Origin of the sequence: Nocardia iowensis (assembly GCF_019222765.1) — a bacterium.
Taxonomy (GTDB): domain Bacteria; phylum Actinomycetota; class Actinomycetes; order Mycobacteriales; family Mycobacteriaceae; genus Nocardia; species Nocardia iowensis.
Window position 1 is genome coordinate 1,252,772 of the sequence record NZ_CP078145.1, and the last position, 21,163, is coordinate 1,273,934.

Genomic DNA, 21,163 nt, shown 5'->3' on the forward strand with positions numbered 1-21,163 from the left:
GAGCGGCGATGACTTTCGATGTCCCCGCGGCTGCTTCGGTGCGAGAGTATTTGGATATCGGATCGCGGAGCCTGCTTTACTTCGAAAAGTTCGAGCCACGGTTCAAGCGGGCATTCGGTGCGGTCGCCGGGGTGTCGACCTATGAGCAGCTGCACAAGCGTTTCTACGAGCAGAACGGACTGAACGAGGACAAACTGCGCACTCTCGCCGCGAAGCTCCAGATTGTGCTGCAGGACGCGGGCACTCAGCTGGACGTGCAGCGCGGACAGGCGAAGGCGCTCTCGGGAGTTTGGCAAGGTGCGGCGGCCGAGGCGGCCACCACCATGGTGGCGCAGCAGGTCGACCGGGCGGGGGTGGATTGGAAAGCCGCGGGGGAGGCTTGGCGAGCGATTGCCGCGGCGGGGGACGGGTTGCGGTCCGCGGTGAAGATCAAGGCCGAAGTGGTGCGCTACATCCTGGAGAACGGTGTAGCCGTCAAGATTGCCGAAAAGACGCCGGAAGACATCGATGACATCATTTCCGGCGCGAGTATCGCGGTCAGTAATGGTTGGCAAGACGATAGCTTGCTCAGCAAGCTCGGTCGGATCTTTCCGGATCTGACCGGCGGAGCCGACGCCTGGACCGCGAACAATGTTCTGGGGATTCTGCCGGGATCGGATTATCAGCAGCATGTCCAGGCGCGTTGTCAGCATTGGCTGGACAACGTATTCAAGCCCGACTATCTCGCCAAAGTGCAGAAGTTCACCGAGGCGTGCGACCTGACCGATGGGGCGGTCAAGCAGGTCTACGAGCCGATCATCACTGCGCTGGGCCAGGTTTCGGTTGCGCCGTATCCGCGGCCGGCGGGGGTTCCGGTGCAGGAGCAGCCGAAGAACAACGGGACGCCGCAGGACGGTGAGGTGCCCGTGCAGCCTGGCGATCCGTCGACACCTACGGCTCCGGCGGGCACTTCGCCGAGTTCGCCTACGGCACCGGCGACGCCCGCGACGCCTTCTGCACCGGCGCCTTCTGCTCCGGCAACGCCTTCCGCACCGGCGGCGCCCTCGACGCCCACCGCTCCGGCGGGCACTTCGCCGGCTACGCCGTCGACACCGGCTACTCCATCCACATCGACGCCCACCACGCCATCGCCGTCGACGCCGACCGTGCCGTCTACACCGACGGTCCCGACCGCGCCTGTGCCGAATACGTCGTCGTTGGAGGGCTTGCCCGCCCTGAGTCAGGTCGCGAATCAGCTGTCGCCGTTGGCCACCGGGATCGGCCAGGCGGTCGAGGCGGGGATCAGCTCGCTGACCGGGCTCATCAAGGATGGCGTCGACGATGCGATGAAGTTGGTCGAGGAAATCGTCGATCCGACGCAGGCCGACAAGGACGGCGACGGCACATCGGACGACCCGAAGGACGGCACGCCCGCGGCCGAATTCGACCTTGCCGGTAAGCATCTGAAATTCGAGATGGGACCGGACGGTCAGTTGACGCTGATGATGTCCGAAGGCGACGGGAAGCCGCAAGAGTTCAGCCTGCGACTGGACGAGAACGGGCTACCGGTGATCACCGCAAACGAGCCGAAGGACGACGCGACGCCTGCGGCACCCAGCGACGCTCCGAAACAACCTACGGACCCGGCGCCGACCGCACCGGAGAAGCAAGACCCGGCCGAAAGGCCCCGTGCCGCCGAGGAGAACACCGGCCAATCGGCCGGACCGACCGGTGCGCCGCCGAAGATGCGGCGCGAGGAAGATGGCGAGCACATGCCCAAACGCATGCCGGGCGAACAAAATCCGGACGCACCGTTCGACAGCGGTGCGGAATTGGCCGAAGCAGGTCCGCTGGGCGACCTGGCCGAGGCGGGCCCGCTGTGAGCACGCCGCGGCGCTCGGGAGATAGTGGCCGAGCACTGCGGACGAGGCAGCGGTGGAATGAGCGCAGTTCGCGGTGGGGTGGAGCGGCGGGGTGCGGCCGCGGACTGATGTTCCAGCGCAGCACATGCGGATCGGAGAGAATCGACATCGTGAGTTACGCCGAGGAGATCGAGCGCGCCGCGGAGGAATGCCGCCGCCGCTCGTCACTGCTGTTGGACGAACTCGAGCAGATCAACCGGAGAACCGCGGACACCAGCCGCGAACTCGCCGACCAGTCCGCCGCGGAGATGCGCGAGTTCTGGTCAACCCACGCCGCAGAACTCGAAAGGGCGCGTGCCGAGGCGGAAGAAAAAGAGCGCCTCGAAACCGAAGCCCGCGAACAACGCGAAGCCATCGCCCGCTCGATAGCCGCCCGCAAAGCAAACCGCGACGTCCTCCCTATCGACCAGGAAGACGAAGAAGCCGCCTTCTACCAACGCGAAACCTGGCTGATCTAGCCGCCCGGCGGCTCTCGCGTCTAGACGGTCGGCCGTTGCGCAACCTCGCAGACGGGCTGTTCTACCCAGGGACCGGTCACTGTGCGCCGTCGTAGCGGGTCTGGGAGCAGGTCGGCGTGTCAGCGGGGTGGCGCTGGGCGGAGTTGCGTCGTTATCGGCGGAGCAGGCCTGCGAGCTGGCCGATCTTCAACTTTGGTGCCGGTGTCTCTTCCTTGGCTTCGGGATCGATGACCACCGTGTGTGGGATGTCTGCGGCCGGGTCGGCGAAGAGTCGGTAGGTCTTGTCGCCGGTCACGGTGGCGAGTAGGTAGCCGGCGAGCAGGGCGCGGGTGGTGCGGGCGGTCTTGGATTCGTGCTTGCCCGCGCCGACGGCGGCAAGCACGCGGCGACCCTCGATGATGCCGTTGTGCGAGGCGCTGTCGATGGCGCGGAACACGCTCGGGCCGCCCCATGCGGTGGCGAGTGGGATGGCGTTGGAGCTGACGGAGGCGAGGTCGGTGGCGCCTGCCAGGATCAGCGCGGGCGTGTCGAGGTCGGGGGCGAGGGTTTCGGCGGACGGCGCGGTCGGTGCCGGGAACAGCGCTGCGACCGCGGCGACCTGCCGCTGGGTCGCGGCGATGACGGCGGCGCCCGCACCCATGCCGTGGCCGACCAGTGCGAGCCGGTCGGGGTGCACGCTGATCGCGCCGTCACCGAGGCGAACACCTGTGCAGATGTCCAAGGTGGTGAGCAGGTCGGTGGCCAGGCCGAGGTGTGACGGGATCGGGCCGCGCTCGGTGTCGGGTGCGGCGACCACGATGCCCCACGATGCGAGGTGCTCGAGTAGGCCGCGATAGTTGGCGGCGCCGGTCAGCCAGCCGTGCCCGAACGCGACGGCGGGCAGGTTGAGCCCCGATTCGGGCGTGAACACCACCCCCGGCTGGCCCGCGATCGCCAAATTGCCGCGCAGCACCCGATGGGGGCCGCGGCTGGTCAGGGTGCTCAGGAGCGATTTCACAGACGCCGACACGACGAGAACGTTATCCGATAAGTACTCTGGTGAGCCATGTGCGGAATCGTGGGGTACGTCGGATACCGGGACGCGCTCGGCGTTGTCGTTGACGCGTTGCGCCGCATGGAATATCGCGGCTACGACTCCGCCGGTGTGGCGATCGTCGACGGCGCGGGCGCGCTTGCAGTGGAGCGCAAGGCGGGCAAGCTGGCCAATCTGGAGGCCGAACTCGCCGAAATCGGTGTGGCGAGCTTCGCGGGCATGACCGGAATGGGGCACACCCGGTGGGCGACGCACGGCGCGCCGACCGACCGCAACGCGCACCCGCACCGCGATCACAGCGGCAAGGTCGCGGTGGTGCACAACGGGATCATCGAGAACTTCGCCCCGCTGCGCCGCGAGTTGGAGGACGCGGGCGTCGAGCTGAGCAGCGACACCGACACCGAGGTCGCCGTGCATCTGGTGGCTCGCGCCTACGCCGAGGGGCCGACGGCGGGCGACTTCGCGGCAAGTGCGCTCGCGGTGCTTCGTCGGCTGGAGGGGGCGTTCACGCTGGTCTTCACCCATGCCGATCACCCGGACATGATCGTCGCGGCGCGTCGCTCGACGCCGCTGGTGGTCGGCGTCGGCAAGGGCGAGATGTTTATCGCCTCGGACGTCACCGCGTTCATCGAGCACACCCGCGAGGCCGTCGAGCTCGGGCAGGACCAAGCCGTGGTGATCACCGCGGACAACTACACGGTCACCGATTTCGCCGGCAACGACGCGGCGGCGCGGACCCGCCCGTTCACCATCGACTGGGATCTTGCCGCTGCGGAAAAGGGCGGCCACGACTACTTCATGCTCAAGGAGATCGAGGAGCAGCCCGCCGGTGTGGCGGACACCTTGATCGGACACTTCAGCCACGACCAGGACGGTGCGGGCCGGATCGTGCTGGACGAGCAGCGGCTCGCCGATCAGGAACTGCGCGACTTCGACAAGGTCTTCGTCGTCGCCTGCGGCAGTTCCTACCATGCGGGCCTGCTCGCCAAGTACGCGATCGAGCACTGGACCAGGCTGCCCGTCGAGGTCGAGCTGGCCAGCGAATTCCGTTACCGCGACCCGGTTTTGGATCGTTCCACGTTGGTGGTGGCGATTTCCCAGTCGGGGGAGACCGCCGACACGCTCGAGGCGGTGCGCCACGCCAAGGAGCAGAAGGCGCGGGTCCTGGCGATCTGCAATACCAATGGCGCGCAGATTCCGCGTGAGTCCGACGCCGTGCTCTACACCAGGACCGGTCCGGAGATCGGCGTCGCCTCCACCAAGGCGTTCCTGGCGCAGGTGACCGCGAACTATCTGGTCGGCCTCGCCCTGGCGCAGGCGCGTGGCACCAAGTACCCGGACGAGGTGGCCCGCGAGTTCGCCGAGCTCGAGGCGATGCCGAAGCTGGTGGCACGGGTGCTCGAGACCGGTCCGCAGGTGCGCGCCATCGCACGCGAGTTGGCACATGTCCAGACGGTCCTGTTCCTCGGCCGCCACGTCGGTTATCCGGTGGCGCTGGAGGGTGCGCTCAAGCTCAAGGAGCTGGCGTACATGCATGCCGAGGGCTTCGCGGCGGGCGAGCTCAAGCACGGTCCGATCGCGCTGATCGAGGAGGGCCTGCCGGTGATCGTGGTGATGCCGTCCCCCAAGGGCCGCGCGGTGCTGCACTCCAAGCTGCTGAGCAACATTCGTGAGATCCAGGCCCGCGGTGCGCGCACCATCGTGATCGCCGAGGAAGGCGACGACACCGTCCGCCCGTTCGCCGACGACCTCATCGAAATCCCCTCCGCCCCCACCCTCTTCCAACCCCTACTCTCCACCGTCCCCCTCCAAATCTTCGCCGCCGAAGTAGCCCAAGCCCGCGGCTACGACGTAGACAAGCCCCGCAACCTCGCCAAGTCCGTCACCGTCGAATAGCCCCCGACCGGGGCACGCTGAGCTGGCGAGCGGGACGTGGGGTTTGGGTGGGGGAGCGGCGTTCGAGGGTGCCGGACCAGGCGGCTAGGGCTAGGGCTAAGGCGACCAGGGCTACGCCGACCCAGTTGGGGGCGGTGTAGCCGAAGCCTGCGGCGATGACTGCCCCGCCTAGCCAGGCGGCGATGGCGTTGCCGAGGTTGAAGGCGCCGATGTTGACGGCGGAGGCCAGTGTCGGTGCGCCGGCGGCTTGGTCGAGGACGCGCTTTTGCAGGGGTGGGACGGTGGCGAAGCCGAGGGCGCCGATGAGGACGACGGTGATCGCTGCGGTGACCTTGTTGTGTGCGGTGAGGGTGAACAGGGCCAGCACCACGGCGAGGCCGCCGAGGCTGAGGTAGAGCATCGGCATCAGGTGGCGGTCGGCGAACTTGCCGCCGATCAGGTTGCCCGCGAAGAAGCCGAGGCCGAACAGCACGAGCAGCCAGGTGACCGAGCTGTCGGCGAAACCGGTGACCTCGGTCATCATCGGCGCGAGATAGGTGATCGCCGCGAACACGCCGCCGAAGCCGAGCACGGTCATCGCCATCGCGAGCAGCACCTGCGGGTTCCGGAAAACGGCCAGTTCGGTGCGTAGCCGGGCGTCCTGCGGTGCGGGCTGCTCGGGCACCAGCAGTGCGACACCGATCAGGCCGATCAGGCCGACCAGCGCGACGATCAGGAAGGTGAGCCGCCAGCCGAACTGCTGGCCGAGCAGGGTGCCGAACGGCACGCCGACCATGGTGGCGACGGTAAGCCCGGTGAACATGATCGCGATCGCACCGGCGCGCCGATCCGGGCTCACCACGGTCCCCGCGACGACCGCGCCGATGCCGAAGAACGCGCCATGGGCCAGCGAGGCCACGATCCGGCCGGTCAGCATCAACCCGAAAGTGGGTGCGACAGCGGACAATACGTTGCCCGCCACCAGGAGCAGCAGCATGCCGAGGAGCATCCGCTTGCGGGAGATCCGGGTGCCGAGCCCGGTCATCAGCGGCGCACCGACTACAACGCCGAGCGCGTACCCGGTGACCAGCATGCCCGCGGTGGGGATGGATACCGCGTAGGTGTCGGCGATGTCGGGGAGTAATCCGACGACGACGAATTCGGTGGTGCCGATTCCGAATGCCCCGAGTGTCAGGGCGAGGAGTGCGAGCGGCATGAGGGGAGCCTCCACGTTAATGTTGCGCCTGAGCCTTACGGGCGTCCACAATAATTGCAGACGCGTGATAATTGCAAGAGCGGGCTATTGCGCTGGTCATCTATCCTGGAAGGACAATCCCTACGCGGAAGGAACGCCATGACCGCGGATGCCGCGCTGACCGGCCTGGCCGATGGCTGGTACGCACTGTCACTGCTGCACGATCGGATCGAGGCGCACATCGAACGGGCCCTGCAATCCGGCCACGATTTGAGCGTCCGCGAATACTCGCTGCTGGTCGTGCTCAGCCGTCAGCACGACGGACCCGGCGGCCACCTACGGATGAACCAGGTCGCCGAAGCCGTGGTCCTGAGCCAGAGCGCAACAACCCGTCTGGTCACCCGGATGGAAGACCGCGGCCTCCTCCAGCGCTACCTATGCCCCGACGACCGCCGCGGCATCTACACCGACGTCACCCCGCCCGGCCTGACTCTGCTGGAACAGGCCCGCCCCACCCACGACGCCGCCCTCTCCAGCGCCCTCGGCCAAGCCGCCGCCGACCCGGAACTGGCCCCCTTGGTAGCCGCGGTAGAAGCCCTCAACACCACCTCGGCCCGCAGCCCCCGCACCCGCCAATACCGCCCGGTCTAACACCGAGCGGGACGCCACCGAGTCCCCTTCTCGTGCTTCGCCGCCGCGGTGTCCCGTTCGCGTAAACGGCCGTCGCTTACCGGCCCGGTCTAGCGGTCGAGTGGGACGTCACTGAGTCCCTTCGCGCACTTTGCCGCTGCGATGTCCCGTTCGGGTAGGCCGTCGCTTAGCGGCGGGACGGACTTGGCGGTGTGCTTTCTCGGTGCCGTTGGGCGGGTTGCTACTGGACGGTGATGGTGCCGCGCATCTCCGGGTGGAGGGAGCAGAGGTAGCGGTAGGTGCCGGGGACGGTGAAGGTGTAGCTCCAGTCGCCCTTGTCGATGATGGGGCTGTTGAGGCCCATGGCCTTGTCGCCGATGCCTTGCACGTTGTGCGGGGCCTTGTCGCTGAAGTGCCAGGTGATGATGTCGCCGGTTTTGATGGTGACTTCGGCGGGGGAGAACTTCATGTCGCTGACATCGACGGTGACGGCGGCGGGCTTGGGGTCGCCCGCGGGCTGGGAGGTCGGGGTCGTCGGGCGCTTCGTGGTCGTCGCCGCGGGCCCGGAGTCACCGCCACCGCAGCCGGCCAGCAGCGCGGCTGCCAGCGCGAACCCGGCGACGACCGACATGGACCTGGCACGGCGTTTGACCATTGGCATGATGGCCAAGCGTAGTCTGCTGTCGTTGCGGGCCTGCGCGGCGTCATCGGCGCCGACGCGAGCCCGGCGGCGACGGACAAGCAGTACCGAGCAACCCAGTGGAGGATCGCCCATGTCCACGCAGCGGGGTTATTTCACCGCCGACGAAGTGCGCGCGGCCGAGGCCGAGCTGTTCACCCGTGTCCCGGACGGCGTCCCCATGCAGCGTGCGGCATACGGGCTGGCCACCGTCGTCGCGGGCGAGCTGCGGGCGCGCACCGGAGGTGTCGCGGGACGCTCGGTGACCCTGCTCGTCGGATCCGGCGACAACGGTGGTGACGCGCTGTGGGCCGGGTCGATGCTGCGCCGCCGTGGAGTCGCGGTGACCGCGGTGCTGCTCAACCCGGCTCGTGCCCACGCGAAAGGGCTTGCGGCGCTGCGCAAGGCGGGCGGCCGCGTGCGCGAGGCGGGCGGCGGGCGCGAGGACATCGGGGATCCCGACTTGGTGATCGATGGCATCGTCGGCATTTCCGGCCGCGGCGCGTTACGCCCGAATGCCGCCGAACTCGTTGCGGCACTGGAAGTCCCGATCGTTGCCGCCGATTTGCCGAGTGGTGTCGATCCGGACACCGGCGCGATCACCGGGCCCGCTGTCCGCGCGGATGTCACCGTCGCGTTCGGCGCGTACAAGCCCGTGCACGCACTCGCCGCGCCGCACTGCGGTCGAATCGAGCTGGTGCCCATCGGGTTACAGCTGCCGGAGCCGAATCTGGCCGCACTGGAACCCTCTTCGATCGGCGCGGACTGGCCGGTGCCGAACGCCGCCGACGACAAGTACACCCAGGGCGTCACCGGCGTCTGCGCGGGGAGCGCCGACTATCCGGGTGCGGCGGTGCTGTGCACCGGCGCGGCTGTCGCGGCCACCTCGGGCATGGTTCGATACGCCGGAACCGGCGCTGCAGATGTGCTCGCCCACTTCCCCGAAGTCATTGCCACCGAGCATGTCTCGGAGGTAGGCCGCGTCCAGGCCTGGGTGTTCGGCCCCGGCTCGGGCACCGACGCCGACGCGCGCAAACGGCTCGTCGAGATCCTCGCCACCGACCTGCCCGTCGTCGTGGACGCGGACGGGCTCACCATGCTCGCCGCCGATCCCGACCTGGTGCGCGGCCGCTCGGCACCGACCGTATTGACCCCGCACGCGGGCGAATTCGCCCGGCTCACCGGAGCGGAGGTCGGCCCGGACCGGGTAGCGGCGGTCCGCTCCCTCGCCGAGGACTGGCGGCTCACCGTCCTGCTGAAGGGCCGCGCGACCCTCGTCGCCACCCCCGGTGCACCGGTACTCGTCAACGAAGCGGGCGCGTCCTGGGCCGCCACCGCGGGGGCGGGCGATGTGCTGTCCGGCATCGTCGGCGCCCTCCTGGCTGCGGGTCACGCCCCGGCCTTGGCCGCCGCGGCCGCCGCGCGGGCGCACTCGCTCGCGGCGAACCTGGCCGCCCACGAAGACCACCCCGAGGCCGCCCCCATCTCCGCGACTCCGCTGCTCGACCACATCCGCCCCGCCATCCGCACGCTTCGCGCACTCGCCCGTCGCGACTTCTGATTCGGATCCGTCGATCGGGTTATGTGCTCGCCCGCCGAGCTGTGTCGCGGGACACCGCCGCGTCAACGCGCTGCCACCACGACATCGCCCCGCCAATAGACTTCAGCGAAGGTAACAACTGACTTCGACAGCACATGGGTAACTCGTCGGGTACGGGCTGACTCGCAGCCCACCGCGGCACGGCCGACCGCCGACGCCACTATCGTGGCACCTGGGTCTGGCCCGAATACCCGGAGAGGCGGGGCTAGCGTGAAGGCGCAAGTGGAGACGGTCGTCGATTTGGCCGCCATCGCCCACAACGTGCGGATCCTGCGGGAACACGCGGGCGACGCCGCGGTGATGGCGGTGGTCAAAGCGGACGGCTACAACCACGGTGCCGTCGAGGTCGGCAAGGCGGCGCTGGCCGCGGGGGCCGCCGAGCTGGGTGTCACCACGATCCCCGAGGCCGTGCTGCTGCGCGAGGCCGGGATCACCGCGCCGATCCTGACCTGGCTCAACAACTCCGACGCCGATTACGCCGCCGCACTCACCGCCGACATCGAGATCGGCGTCTCCTCGCTCGCCCAGCTGCGGGCGGTGGAGGCGGCGGCCAGGAGCACCGGCCGCACCGCGACGATCAGCCTCAAGGTGGATACCGGTCTGCACCGCAACGGTCTCACGCCGATCGAATATCCGCAGGCACTCGCTGCGCTGCGGACCCTGGTCGACGAGCAGGCGGTGCGCTTCCGGGCGATTTTCTCCCATCTCGCCTGCGCCGACGAACCCGAGCATCCGACCAACGACGTGCAGCGCGCCCGCTTCCTGGAAGCGATCGCCACCGCCAAGGAGCACGGCCTGGAACCGGAGCTGGTGCACCTGTCCAACTCGCCCGCCACGCTGACCCGTCCCGACCTCGCCTTCGACATGGTCCGGCCCGGCATCGCGGTCTACGGGCTCACCCCGGTCCCCGACATCGACGACTTCGGACTGCGCCCGGCGATGACCTTCCAAGCTCGCGTCGCCCTGGTCAAGCAGGTGGCCGCGGGCGAAGGCGTCTCGTACGGCCACACCTGGATCGCCCCGCACGACACCACGGTCGCGCTCATCCCGGCAGGCTATGCCGACGGTGTATTCCGTTCGCTGAGTGGACGATTCGACGTATGGCTCGGCGGAGCGCGCCGCCCCAACGTCGGCCGGGTCTGCATGGACCAGTTCGTCGTCGACCTCGGCGACAACGCCGCCGACGTCCGCGCGGGCGACCCGGCGATTTTGTTCGGCTCTGGTCCGGACGAACCCCGCGCCCAGGACTGGGCGGACCGGCTCGACACCATCCACTACGAGGTGGTCTGCTCGCCGCGCGGCAGAGCGGTCCGCCGCTACGTAGGCGGTGCCGGATGAGACGCAGGCGGGTCACCGCGGTCCGTGGCGGCCTCGCCACCGCGGGCGTGGTCGGCGCCATGGCCGGGGTGCATGCCCTGCGCCGCGCCGGCGCCCGCGTGCTCTGGCCCGCCCGCCGCGACGAATACCGGGACGAGAACTTCGATCTCATCGATCAGGACCGCTCCGGCGCGGTGCTCACCGACGACGATGTGCGCCTGGCCACCCGCGAATGCGGCCCCGAGGACGCGCCGGTCACCGTGATCTTCGTGCACGGTTTCTGCAACACCATGGAGTCCTTCCACTTTCAGCGCCGCGACCTCGAAAAGCGTTGGGGCGCAAGCGCGCGCCTGGTCCTGTTCGACCTGCGCGGCCACGGCCGCTCCGGCACGCCGGAGACGGACAGCTGCACCGTCGCCCAACTCGGCCGCGACCTCGCCGCGGTGATCACGGCGAGCGCGCCGACGGGCCGGGTGGTGCTGGTCGGCCATTCGCTGGGCGGCATGGCGGTGCTCGCCGCCGCGGCACAGTTCCCGGATCTGTTCGCGGCCCGCGTGATCGGGATAGCGCTGTTCGCCACGGCCGCCGCCGAGGTCACTGCCACGGGCATCACTCAACTACTGCGTAATCCCGTGATCGATCGGGTCCGGATGGCTGTGCTCGCCGCGCCCGCGCTGGCCCAGGCGGGACGAACCACCGCGCGGCAGCTGATCTCGCCGATCCTGCACGTCAGCTCGTTTCACGGCCCGGTGAGCCCCACCCTGTCCCGGTTCACCACCATGATGATCGACCGGACGCCGGTCGAGACCGTCGTGAAGTTCCTGAAAGCCATCGAGCTGCACGATGAATCGGCCGCACTGCCCACCCTGGCGCACCTGCCCGCGCTGGTGATCGGCGGCACGCACGATCTGGTTATCCCGTTCCGCAATTCCCGCGCGCTGGCCAGGCAGCTGCCGAACAGTGAGCTGATCCGCTTCGAGGGCGCCGCGCACATGCCGCACCTGCAGTTCCCGGATATCGTCAACGACGCGCTCGACCGATTGCTCGCGCGCACCGGCGTGATCGAACCCACCCAAGCACCCGCCTCGGAGGTGACCAGTGGCTGAGCGGCAGCAGCGGATGCTGCCCACCGTCGCCGACACCGAGGCACTCGGCCGCGAGCTCGCCGCCGGGCTCGGCGCCGGTGATCTCGTCGTGCTCGACGGTCCGCTCGGCGCGGGCAAGACCGCGCTCACCAGGGGCATCGCCGCAGGGCTTGGCGTGCAGGGCCGGGTCAGCTCGCCGACGTTCATCATCGCCCGCCAGCATCGGGCCGGCGAGCGCGACGGCGCGGTGCCGCTGGTGCACGTGGACGCCTACCGGCTCGGTGGCGACCTGGACGAGCTGGACGCCCTCGACCTGGACACGGATCTGCATCAAGCGGTGGTCGTGGTGGAGTGGGGCCGCGGGGTGGTGGAACACCTGACCGATCGCCATCTGCGGGTGCTGCTGTCGCGCGAACCCGATTCGGAGGTGCGCACCGCCGAATGGGAATGGGTGGATTAACTACCAGGTAGCTCCGCACCGACGGCAGCTACCAACCGGTATCGTTGGGTCAATCATGCTGGTATTAAGTGTCGACACCGCGACACCCGCCGTGACAGCGGGATTGGTGGAAGTGGAGCAGGCCGCGGGCGTGGCCACCGCCGTCGGCGACGGCTTGCCGGTCGCGCGGAACGGCACTGCCACCACGCGCACCGTCGCCTCGCGAGTGCGGGTCGATCCGCGCGCGCACGCCGAGGTGCTCACCCCGCAGATCCTCGAATGTCTCACCGAGGCAGGCCGTTCCAGGACCGACATCGCCGCGATCGTGGTCGGCATCGGGCCGGGCCCGTTCACCGGGTTGCGCGTCGGCATGGCAACCGCTGCGGCGTTCGGTGACGCGCTGGGCATTCCGGTGTACGGCGTGTGCAGTCTCGACGCGATCGCCGCCGACGCGGTATCCGACCTCACGCCGGGTAGTGAACTGCTCGTGGTCACCGACGCGCGCCGCCGCGAGGTCTACTGGGCGCGCTACCGCGACGGCGTGCGCATCGCGGGACCGGACGTGGCCAAGCCGAGCGATGTCGATATGGCGCAGGCCACGGTAATCGCCGGATCCGCCTCGCATGTCGATTTCTTCGACCTGCCCGTGCTGCCGGTGGAAACGCCGTCGCCCGCCGGGCTGGCCCAGGCGGCCGCGGCCGAAGTGCTCGCGCGCACGGTGCCGGACGCGCTGGTGCCGCTGTACCTGCGCAGGCCCGATGCCGTCGAAAAGAGCTACCGCGCCCTCGACCGGACGGGAGCGTGAGCCGGTGAGTATCCGAATCGAGCCGATGGTCACGGCCGACATCGAGCGCTGCGTCGAGCTCGAGCAACTGCTGTTTCCCGAGGATGATCCATGGCACGCCGTGGCGTTCCAGTCGGAGCTCGCCGCGCCGCACAATCGCTACATCACCGCCCGCGCCGACGACGGGCGAATGGTCGGCTACGCCGGTGTCGCGCTGCTGGGTGATGACGAACACCCCGAGGCCGAGGTGCACACCATCGGTGTCGACCCCACCTGCCTGCGCGCGGGCATCGGCACGCTGTTGCTGGAGGCGCTGCTCGACGAGGCGGGCAAACGGGGTGGACCGGTGTTTCTCGAGGTGCGCACCGACAACACGCCCGCGATCGCGCTGTACGCCAAGCACGGCTTCCACATCATCGGGTTGCGCAAGAACTACTACCATCCCAGCGGCGCGGACGCCTACACCATGCGCAGGCCCGCGCTGAGCGCGCTGCCTCTCCCGGACGAGGTCCTCTCGTGATCATCATGGGCATCGAAAGTTCCTGCGACGAAACCGGAGTCGGCATCGTGCGCAGGCACGCCGACGGCAGCTGCGAACTGCTCGCCGACGAGGTTGCCTCCAGCGTCGACCAGCACGCGCGGTTCGGTGGCGTGGTACCCGAAATCGCGTCGCGCGCGCACCTGGAGGCGATCGTGCCCGCCATGCGCCGCGCGCTCGCGGCGGCGGGCATCGCCAAGCCGGATGCTCTGTCGGTAACCATCGGCCCCGGTCTGGCCGGTGCGCTGCTGGTCGGTGTCGCGGCCGCGAAAGCCTATGCGGCGGCGTGGGATGTGCCGTTCTACGCGCTGAATCATCTCGGCGGGCACGTGGCGGTGGACACCCTGGAGCACGGCCCGATGCCGCCGTGCGTCGCGCTGCTCGTTTCCGGTGGGCACACCCATCTGTTGCACGTCACCGATCTGGCGGAGCCGATCGTCGAGTTGGGCAGCACCGTCGACGATGCGGCGGGCGAGGCTTTCGACAAGGTGGCGCGGCTGCTCGGGCTCGGGTTTCCCGGCGGCCCCGCGCTGGATGCCGCCGCGGCCAAGGGGGATTCGCGCGCGATCGCGTTCCCGCGCGGCATGACCGGGCCGCGGGACGCGCGCTACGACTTCTCCTTCTCCGGTCTCAAGACGGCCGTCGCCCGCTATGTCGAGTCCGCGCAGCGCAGCGGCCTGACCGCCGAGGACCTGCCTATCCCCGACATCGCGGCGTCCTTCCAGGAGGCGGTCGCCGACGTGCTCACCATGAAGGCGGTGCGTGCGGCTCAGGACGTCGGCGTGGACACCCTGGTGCTCGGCGGCGGTGCCACCGCCAACTCCCGAATCCGATCGATGGCCGAAGAGCGCTGCGCCGCAGCCGGTTTGACCCTCCGGGTACCCAAGCCCCGGCTGTGCACCGACAACGGCGTAATGATCGCCGCCCTCGGCGCCCACGTCATCGCAGGCGGCGCGAAACCTTCCCCGCTGACGGTCGCCACCGACCCTGGCCTGCCCGTCTCGATCAGCCGAGTCAGCTGAACACCCAGGCACCCGGTCGAGTTCGGACCCGACTCCGGACCGTGCACACCCGCCCCCAACCCTGAGCTAGCTCGCATCCGCCATCGCCCCATATGCCGTCGGCGTACCCGTTCTCCGGGCTGCACATGCAGTACATCGGGTGCGCAGTCGTCACAGAGGGTGTGCGCTACGTATGCCCATGTCAGCTGGCACGGCTGCTACATGGCGCGAGTAGGCGCTCCATCATGTCCGGTTCGGCGTATGCCGTTGGCGGCGAACGGGACTCACAGGATCTGCGTTCGGCCTCGGCATGAACGGAGTCTGGTCGTGTGCGCCACAGCGCACCTCTTGTACGGCTGCCACAGAGGGTGCGCTCCGCACGGGCGCGGGCTGCTGCTACGCGTTCGTTGGCGCTGTGCCGCTGCTGAGCGGTCGACGGTGGGACCTCAGCCGAGGTTGGGACGTCAGCAAGTTCGCCGGGCGGTCAGTCGGATTCGCCGGTCGGGTCGGAATTTGTTCCACCGGGAAGCAACGCGCCCGAATTGTGGCGGGGTGGGATCGGGAGGTGGGACTGGGCGGGGGCCTGGGTCGGCGTGGGTTTCTGGCCTGGCTTCGGGGGCTGGGTGCCGGGCTTGTCCTTGTCCTGGCCGGACGAACCTGCTTGCGGGCCGACGGAATTGCCGAACAGCGGGCCGAGCAGCTCCGGGAACGGGATCACCGGGAGGTTCGGGTCCGGGCGCAGGGTGGGCTGGGTCGGCGGGGTGGCCGGTGTCGGTGCGGGGGTGGTCGACGGTTGACCGCGGTCCTGGGTGATCGACGGGAGACTGCCGCCGGGCGGGCGATTGGTGCTCTCCTGGTTCCGTCCGCTGGTCGAGGTGCCCGCTCCGGTCGGCGGCACGGGGTTCGTCGGCGGCGGCGGCATTTGCGACGCACTGCTCGTGGTGCCCGCGGGGGAGACCTCGTCGTCCGAGGTGGGCGCGAATGTCTTTACGCCGTAGCCGATGATCAGCCCGACCACCACGATCGCCCCGGCCAGCGTGCCGACCACCTTGGTGAACGTGCCGACCGGCGCGTCGGTGCCGAGCGCGGCCACCGGGAACACCGACGGCTGCACCGAATCGGCAACCAGCGCGGCGCCTTTCGCGATCACAGCGTCCGGGTCTTCCACGGTGAACACCGGAATATCCAGCTGGGCACCGAGGGTGTCGACGACGGCGGGAATGTTGGCGCCGCCGCCGATCACCGTCACCGCTTCCGGGAATTTCGGCGCCCTGGCGAATACCGCCGCGGCGAACACGGCTGTCTCGCGCAGCAGATCGGCGATCAGCTCCTCGAAATCGGCCCTGGTCAGTTTGAGCGGTTGGCCCGCGACGTGGTCGATGGTGACGGCGGGCGCGATGGACAGGTGTTCCTTGGCCGCGCGGCCGCGGTTGGTCAGCATGCCGCGGTTGGGGCGGGTGCCGCGCCGGGCGTAGTGCAGGTCGACCAGGTGGTGATAGATGAGGTCGTCGATGGCGTTGCCGCTGATCGCGATGGTGCGCTCGGACCGGAGCACGGTGCCGTCGGCCTGGTCGGCGACGGTGACGCTGAGTCCGGTCGCGCCGAGGTCGACGATGGCGACGGTGTCGTAGCGGTCGAGCAGGCCGGTGTGCCGCAGGTAGGTGAGCGCCGCGGTGCCTTCCGGGACCAGTCGCAGTTCCCGCTGTTTGCCGGTGGCCGCGCGGATCGCCTGCGCCTGTTCCTTGCTGCGGTAGGCGACGGCGACGCTGGTGGGCGGGCGACTCGTGGGCGATTCGAGGTTGCGCGGCTGCGCGCCGGCGAAGCGGGCGCCGACGGGGTAGCTCACGTCGTGCGTCAGCTGCGTGGTCGGTAGCTGGTTGGTCATCAGCTCGATCGAGGACGCGACGAGGTCGCCGAGGTCGGAGTGGGCCGCGTCGGCGGATACGACGCGGTAGTCGAAGCTCTGCGCGCCGTTCGACGCGGTGGCGACAAGCGCCGAGCACACGACCTCGGACCCGGCCGAGATGCCGAGGGATGTTCGCATGTTCATTCACCTCCCTTCGAGCGGATGGTCATGTGCGGCCTCGAGCCTTCGCTCTCGCAAAGCGCTCTGTGTCGCCGACCATCTCGAATGGACTGCCGAATCGCCTTGGGTCGACGCACGATCCGGCCTCGAAACCCGGTCGGGCCCGTTGTCCGGATGGTCGCGGGGACCCGGCGATGGATCACGTGTGGCTAGCTCTCTGGTGCAGCTTCTCGATGAGACGTTGTTCTGTGACGCTGGTGTGTGCTCTGACGCTGGGTGTTCGATGACGCCGGGTGTTCGGATCACGCTGAGTTCTTCGGTGATGCCGAGCGTTGTGACGACGTACGTTCTGTGACAACCCCTGGTCTCCGACTGCACTGGTTCGTGACGAACACAGCGGTCGGACAGCGACCGTCGTCAATAGTGTCACAATCCGTTATCCGAACGTTACAGTTTTCCCGATCTCTTGAAAACCCCTCCGGGCGTGCGTTGGGCGTGTCGGGCACCACTGGCGTTCGTGGCGATCTGAAATTGGCACATCCCGGCCTTGAGCGCTGGCACTCTCATGTATAGAGTGCTAGTCGGCACTGGTGATGTGCGCGGGCCGGGCTTTCGTCCGGCCGAGCGGCTGTCTTGTGCCAGGCAGTTCGACTACTGGGCAGGGGTCCCGGCACCCGCGACGACGGGGCTATGCGCAGGGTCACATCGCGACCAATACCGATGGTCCGGAACAACAGTTCCGGACGACATCCCCTGAAAGTGGAGGGCTCAACGTGGCGAGCGTGAACATCAAGCCGCTCGAGGACAAGATCCTCGTCCAGGCCAACGAGGCCGAGACGACGACGGCCTCCGGCCTGGTCATCCCCGACACGGCGAAGGAAAAGCCGCAGGAGGGCACCGTCATCGCCGTCGGCGAAGGACGCGTCACCGACAAGGGTGACCGCATCCCGGTCGACGTCAAGGAGGGTGACACCGTCATCTACAGCAAGTACGGCGGCACCGAGATCAAGTACCAGGGCGAGGAATACCTCATCCTGTCGGCGCGCGACGTGCTGGCCGTCGTCACCAAGTGACCGCGCTCCGCGCGGTCGTCCCGGCGAAAGCCGGGAGCACAACGTGGGTTTCGCACTCACGTGGCCGCGCTCCCCGGCGATAGCCGGGATCGAGTCGTAACGACACTGCCCCGGTTCCCCTGAGCGGGGACCGGGGCAATGTCGTTTCCAGCCTGGAATCCAAGGAATAGGACTTATGGCAAAGCAGATCGAGTTCGACGAGAAGGCTCGTCGGGCTCTGGAACGCGGAGTCGACAAGCTCGCCGACGCCGTCAAGGTCACCCTCGGCCCGCGCGGCCGCCACGTCGTGCTCGCGAAGGCCTTCGGCGGCCCGACCGTGACCAACGACGGTGTCACCATCGCGCGCGATATCGACCTGGAAGATCCCTTCGAGAACCTCGGCGCGCAGCTGGTCAAGAGCGTCGCCACCAAGACCAACGACGTCGCGGGTGACGGCACGACCACCGCGACCGTGCTGGCCCAGGCAATGGTCCGCGCTGGCCTGAAGAACGTTGCCGCCGGCGCGAATCCGATCTCACTCGGCCTCGGCATCGCCAAGGCCGCCGACGCGGTCTCCGAGGCGCTGCTCGCCGCGGCCACCCCGGTGTCCGGCGAGAAGGCGATCGCCCAGGTCGCCACCGTCTCCTCGCGCGACGAGGAGATCGGCGAGATGGTCGGCAAGGCGCTGACCACCGTCGGCAAGGACGGCGTCGTCACCGTCGAGGAATCCTCGACGCTGCAGACCGAGCTCGTGGTCACCGAGGGCGTGCAGTTCGACAAGGGCTACCTCTCGCCCTACTTCGTCACCGACACCGACAGCCAGCAGGCCGTGCTGGAGGATGCGTACATCCTGCTGCACCGCGAGAAGATCAGCTCGCTGCCGGACTTCCTGCCGCTGCTGGAGAAGATCGCCGAATCCGGCAAGCCGGTGCTGATCATCGCCGAGGACGTCGAGGGCGAGGCGCTGTCCACGCTGGTGGTCAACTCGATCCGCAAGACGATCAAGGCCGTCGCGGTGAAGGCGCCGTTCTTCGGTGACCGTCGCAAGGCGTTCCTGGACGACCTGGCCGTGGTCACCGCGGGCACCGTGATCAACCCGGACCTGGGCATCACGCTGCGCGAGGCGGGCCTGGACGCGCTGGGCAAGGCGCGTCGGGTGGTCGTCAGCAAGGACGACACCACGATCATCGACGGTGCAGGCACCGCCGAGGACATCGCGGCCCGTGGCGCGCAGCTGCGGCGCGAGATCGAGGCCACCGACTCCGACTGGGATCGCGAGAAGCTCGAGGAGCGGCTGGCGAAGCTGGCCGGTGGCGTCGCGGTGATCAAGGTCGGCGCGGCCACCGAGACCGCGCTCAAGGAGCGCAAGTACCGGGTCGAGGACGCGGTGAGCGCGGCGAAGGCCGCCGTCGAGGAGGGCATCGTGCCCGGCGGTGGCTCCGCGCTGGTGCAGGCGTCCGCCAAGCTGATCGAGCTGCGCGACTCGCTGTCCGGCGACGAGGCGGTCGGCGTCGACGTGGTGCGGACCGCACTGTCGGCGCCGCTGTTCTGGATCGCCACCAACGCGGGCGTGGACGGCTCCGTGGTGGTCAGCAAGGTCGCCGAGGGCAAGGAAGGCTTCAACGCCGCCACCCTCACCTACGGTGACCTGCTGACCGACGGTGTCGTCGACCCGGTGAAGGTGACCCGCTCGGCCGTCGTGAACGCGGCGTCGGTGGCGCGGATGATCCTCACCACCGAGAGTGCGATTGTGGAGAAGCCCGCCGAAGAGGCGCCCGACCACAGCCACCACGGTCACAGCCACTGAGCTGGGCTCGGAAACCAGAGAAGGCCCTCGGACGTCGAGTCCGGGGGCCTTCGTTTTTCCTAGCTCAGGAAGCTACGGGGGGTTGCTCAGCGGCGATGGCGGCGAGCAGTTGGGTGCGCAGGCTCGCGGGCGGCTCGGTCGCCGTCACGGTGGCGAGCGCGGCGAGCGCCTCCCTCGTCTGCCTTATCTCCCTCATGAACTCCGCACGTAGCGCGGGGTCTTCGGTGTCGAGCAGTTCCTGCACCTCATGGTGGTCTACGTCGTCGATCGATCCGAGCGCGACGGTGTGCGCGAGATCGACCTGGCGTTCGTTCATCTCACGTCACCCCCAAACTTCTTTTGAGTCGTGTCAATCCGTCCCGAATTCGGGACTTAACGGTCGGTAACCCTACGCCGAGGTAGTGCGCGACCTCCGCGTAGGTTCGCCCGCCGTAGTAGGCGAGCGAGATGGCCTCTCGCTGGGTATCGGTCAAGGTCGCGAGCCCTTCGAGGACGGCCTGTTGTTCGAGCCTTCGCTCTACCTCTTCGGTTACTTCATCGAATTCGTTACCGAGAACCCTTATTCCGTAGGCGACTTCGCGTTGGGTGTGTGCCTGCTCGGCGCGAACCCGATCGACGGCCCGGCGGTGGGCGAGCGTCATCAGCCACGTCACGGCCGACCCCTTGTCGGCGTCGAAAGTGGCTGCGGTGCGCCAGATCTGCAGGTAGACCTCCTGCGTCGTCTCCTCCGCGTATCCGGGGTCGTGTAGGACGCGCAGCACCAGACCGAAGACGCGCGCGGACGTCCGGTCGTATAGCTCGGCAAAGGCTTCCTGGTCGGCCTCGCCGCACCGATGTAGCAGGGCGGCGAGTTCGATGCTTTCGGCGGCGCGGGCCGTAACCGCAGAATCCACACCGGGTGGGAAGGCTTCTCTTCGGAACGAGTCGCCCTCTGCGGCCGGCTGCCGCGTTGTCACAACGCTCCATTCTGTGTCATCGGTCACTACCGTAGCGTGCCGCTATGACCTCCCTTCGGCTGGGGTGTCGGCAAAGCGCCTGTGGCCCAGCGACTTTGCGGAAAACTTTCGACACGCCGGGTGTCTCTACCAAAGACACGCCGTGACACGCCGATAGTCAACGCAATACGCAGGGCTCCACAGGATGTGCGGCGACGGGTGGTCACCGCCGCAGACGGGGCGGTGGTGACCGCGTATCGCCTGCCGGTTGTTTGCTAGGGATTCGGCGCGCCGGGCCCCATGGATGGGAAGAATTTCAATTAAACGGCCATTCGGCGCCTATTGCGGCGGGCGTGCATCTCGCGTTCGGTCTCGGACATGCCGCCCCAGATGCCGTAAGGCTCGCTGACTTTGAGGGCGTGGCTGCGGCACTGCATCAGTACCGGGCAGGCCCGGCAGATCTCTTTGGCGCGCATCTCTCGCGCGGTACGGGCTCGGCCACGTTCGCCGTCGGGATGGAAGAACACGGCGGAGTCCTGCCCGCGGCAGGACCCTCGCATCTGCCAATCCCAGACGTCGGCGTTCGGTCCGGGGAGGTGGGTCGGCATGGGCATGGTGAACTCCTCGTGGTGCGAGCTCGTCAGCGTTGTCGAGCAGTTGTTCTGCGAAGTGTGGTAGGCCACGGCGCTGTGTCGGCGGGTGCCCCTGTGCTCGCCCGTTGCGGTCGCTGCAATTTCGCGCGGCGCCGACCGTGGCGATGAGCTACGTTAGGTCCAGCCGCGAAATTCCGTCAATAGTTCGGCGCAGC

The 21,163-nt window shown here is 68.5% G+C and carries 20 protein-coding genes; 13 read left to right on the forward strand and 7 right to left on the reverse strand.

The genetic code is table 11. The annotated features are described in order from the left end of the window. The first annotated feature begins 8 nt into the window (after positions 1 to 8). Both KV110_RS05590 and KV110_RS05595 read left to right on the forward strand, forming a co-directional pair. Positions 9 to 1,862, forward strand: a complete 1,854-nt coding sequence (locus KV110_RS05590; RefSeq protein WP_218474035.1) for an NADH-quinone oxidoreductase subunit E — start codon at positions 9 to 11, stop codon at positions 1,860 to 1,862. Positions 1,863 to 2,011: 149 nt separating this feature from the next. Then, positions 2,012 to 2,359, forward strand: a complete 348-nt coding sequence (locus tag KV110_RS05595; protein ID WP_218474036.1) for a hypothetical protein — start codon at positions 2,012 to 2,014, stop codon at positions 2,357 to 2,359. A 151-nt stretch (positions 2,360 to 2,510) separates the two neighbouring features. Here KV110_RS05595 and KV110_RS05600 read toward each other — a convergent pair whose 3' ends face one another. Further along, on the reverse strand, positions 2,511 to 3,368 hold the full coding sequence (locus KV110_RS05600) for a dienelactone hydrolase family protein (protein ID WP_218474038.1): 858 nt from the start codon (positions 3,366 to 3,368) through the stop codon (positions 2,511 to 2,513). A 36-nt stretch (positions 3,369 to 3,404) separates the two neighbouring features. Here KV110_RS05600 and glmS point away from each other — a divergent pair, with 36 nt between their 5' ends. Then, positions 3,405 to 5,288, forward strand: coding sequence for a glutamine--fructose-6-phosphate transaminase (isomerizing) (glmS, locus tag KV110_RS05605; protein ID WP_218474040.1), 1,884 nt, complete (start codon positions 3,405 to 3,407; stop codon positions 5,286 to 5,288). Here glmS and KV110_RS05610 read toward each other — a convergent pair. After that, positions 5,275 to 6,483, reverse strand: a complete 1,209-nt coding sequence (locus KV110_RS05610) for an MFS transporter (RefSeq protein WP_218474042.1) — start codon at positions 6,481 to 6,483, stop codon at positions 5,275 to 5,277. The two genes, glmS and KV110_RS05610, sit on opposite strands and share 14 nt — an antisense overlap. Before the next feature lie 138 nt (positions 6,484 to 6,621). Here KV110_RS05610 and KV110_RS05615 point away from each other — a divergent pair, with 138 nt between their 5' ends. Then, positions 6,622 to 7,113, forward strand: coding sequence for a MarR family winged helix-turn-helix transcriptional regulator (locus tag KV110_RS05615; RefSeq protein WP_218474044.1), 492 nt, complete (start codon positions 6,622 to 6,624; stop codon positions 7,111 to 7,113). Positions 7,114 to 7,333: 220 nt separating this feature from the next. Here KV110_RS05615 and KV110_RS05620 read toward each other — a convergent pair whose 3' ends face one another. Next, positions 7,334 to 7,753 (reverse strand): cupredoxin domain-containing protein, encoded by a 420-nt coding sequence (locus KV110_RS05620; protein ID WP_246634362.1) that lies wholly within the window; start codon positions 7,751 to 7,753, stop codon positions 7,334 to 7,336. Between the two features lie 112 nt (positions 7,754 to 7,865). Between KV110_RS05620 and KV110_RS05625 the strand changes: the two genes are divergently transcribed. The 7 genes from KV110_RS05625 to tsaD all read left to right on the forward strand — a co-directional run bounded on the left by KV110_RS05625 (position 7,866) and on the right by tsaD (position 14,556). Then, on the forward strand, positions 7,866 to 9,332 hold the full coding sequence (locus KV110_RS05625; RefSeq protein WP_218474045.1) for an NAD(P)H-hydrate dehydratase: 1,467 nt from the start codon (positions 7,866 to 7,868) through the stop codon (positions 9,330 to 9,332). A gap of 201 nt (positions 9,333 to 9,533) precedes the next feature. Next, on the forward strand, positions 9,534 to 10,709 hold the full coding sequence (alr, locus tag KV110_RS05630) for an alanine racemase (RefSeq protein ID WP_393538158.1): 1,176 nt from the start codon (positions 9,534 to 9,536) through the stop codon (positions 10,707 to 10,709). Then, positions 10,706 to 11,794 (forward strand): alpha/beta fold hydrolase, encoded by a 1,089-nt coding sequence (locus tag KV110_RS05635; RefSeq protein ID WP_218474047.1) that lies wholly within the window; start codon positions 10,706 to 10,708, stop codon positions 11,792 to 11,794. Before alr ends, KV110_RS05635 begins: the two co-directional genes overlap by 4 nt. A 13-nt stretch (positions 11,795 to 11,807) precedes the next feature. Next, a complete protein-coding gene (tsaE, locus tag KV110_RS05640; RefSeq protein ID WP_218478196.1) occupies positions 11,808 to 12,233 on the forward strand; it encodes a tRNA (adenosine(37)-N6)-threonylcarbamoyltransferase complex ATPase subunit type 1 TsaE in 426 nt (141 codons plus the stop codon). Between the two features lie 55 nt (positions 12,234 to 12,288). Beyond that, complete coding sequence (gene tsaB, locus KV110_RS05645) at positions 12,289 to 13,017, forward strand: tRNA (adenosine(37)-N6)-threonylcarbamoyltransferase complex dimerization subunit type 1 TsaB (protein ID WP_218474049.1); 729 nt, start codon at positions 12,289 to 12,291, stop codon at positions 13,015 to 13,017. 4 nt (positions 13,018 to 13,021) lie between these two features. After that, positions 13,022 to 13,516, forward strand: coding sequence for a ribosomal protein S18-alanine N-acetyltransferase (gene rimI / locus KV110_RS05650; RefSeq protein WP_218474050.1), 495 nt, complete (start codon positions 13,022 to 13,024; stop codon positions 13,514 to 13,516). Then, the gene (gene tsaD, locus KV110_RS05655) at positions 13,513 to 14,556 is read left to right on the forward strand and encodes a tRNA (adenosine(37)-N6)-threonylcarbamoyltransferase complex transferase subunit TsaD (protein ID WP_218474052.1); all 1,044 of its coding nucleotides are present in this window, start codon (positions 13,513 to 13,515) and stop codon (positions 14,554 to 14,556) included. The genes rimI and tsaD overlap by 4 nt, the downstream gene beginning before the upstream one ends. Positions 14,557 to 15,019: 463 nt before the next feature. Here the strand turns inward: tsaD and KV110_RS05660 are convergent, their stop codons facing one another. Then, positions 15,020 to 16,579, reverse strand: coding sequence for a DUF7159 family protein (locus KV110_RS05660; RefSeq protein ID WP_218474054.1), 1,560 nt, complete (start codon positions 16,577 to 16,579; stop codon positions 15,020 to 15,022). A 755-nt stretch (positions 16,580 to 17,334) separates the two neighbouring features. Between KV110_RS05660 and groES the strand changes: the two genes are divergently transcribed. After that, a complete protein-coding gene (groES, locus tag KV110_RS05665; protein ID WP_014981824.1) occupies positions 17,335 to 17,634 on the forward strand; it encodes a co-chaperone GroES in 300 nt (99 codons plus the stop codon). 175 nt (positions 17,635 to 17,809) lie between these two features. Then, positions 17,810 to 19,420 (forward strand): chaperonin GroEL, encoded by a 1,611-nt coding sequence (gene groL, locus KV110_RS05670; protein WP_218474056.1) that lies wholly within the window; start codon positions 17,810 to 17,812, stop codon positions 19,418 to 19,420. A 64-nt stretch (positions 19,421 to 19,484) separates the two neighbouring features. Here the strand turns inward: groL and KV110_RS05675 are convergent, their stop codons facing one another. The 3 genes from KV110_RS05675 to KV110_RS05685 all read right to left on the reverse strand — a co-directional run bounded on the left by KV110_RS05675 (position 19,485) and on the right by KV110_RS05685 (position 20,969). Next, entirely contained in the window at positions 19,485 to 19,736 is a 252-nt protein-coding gene (locus KV110_RS05675) for an RskA family anti-sigma factor (RefSeq protein ID WP_218474058.1), read from the reverse strand. A gap of 1 nt (position 19,737) precedes the next feature. Continuing rightward, positions 19,738 to 20,313, reverse strand: a complete 576-nt coding sequence (locus KV110_RS05680; protein WP_218474060.1) for a sigma-70 family RNA polymerase sigma factor — start codon at positions 20,311 to 20,313, stop codon at positions 19,738 to 19,740. A gap of 362 nt (positions 20,314 to 20,675) precedes the next feature. Further along, positions 20,676 to 20,969 carry a WhiB family transcriptional regulator gene (locus KV110_RS05685; RefSeq protein WP_014981828.1) on the reverse strand — a complete coding sequence of 98 codons (294 nt, stop codon included), beginning with the start codon at positions 20,967 to 20,969 and terminating at the stop codon, positions 20,676 to 20,678. Positions 20,970 to 21,163: the final 194 nt, after the last annotated feature.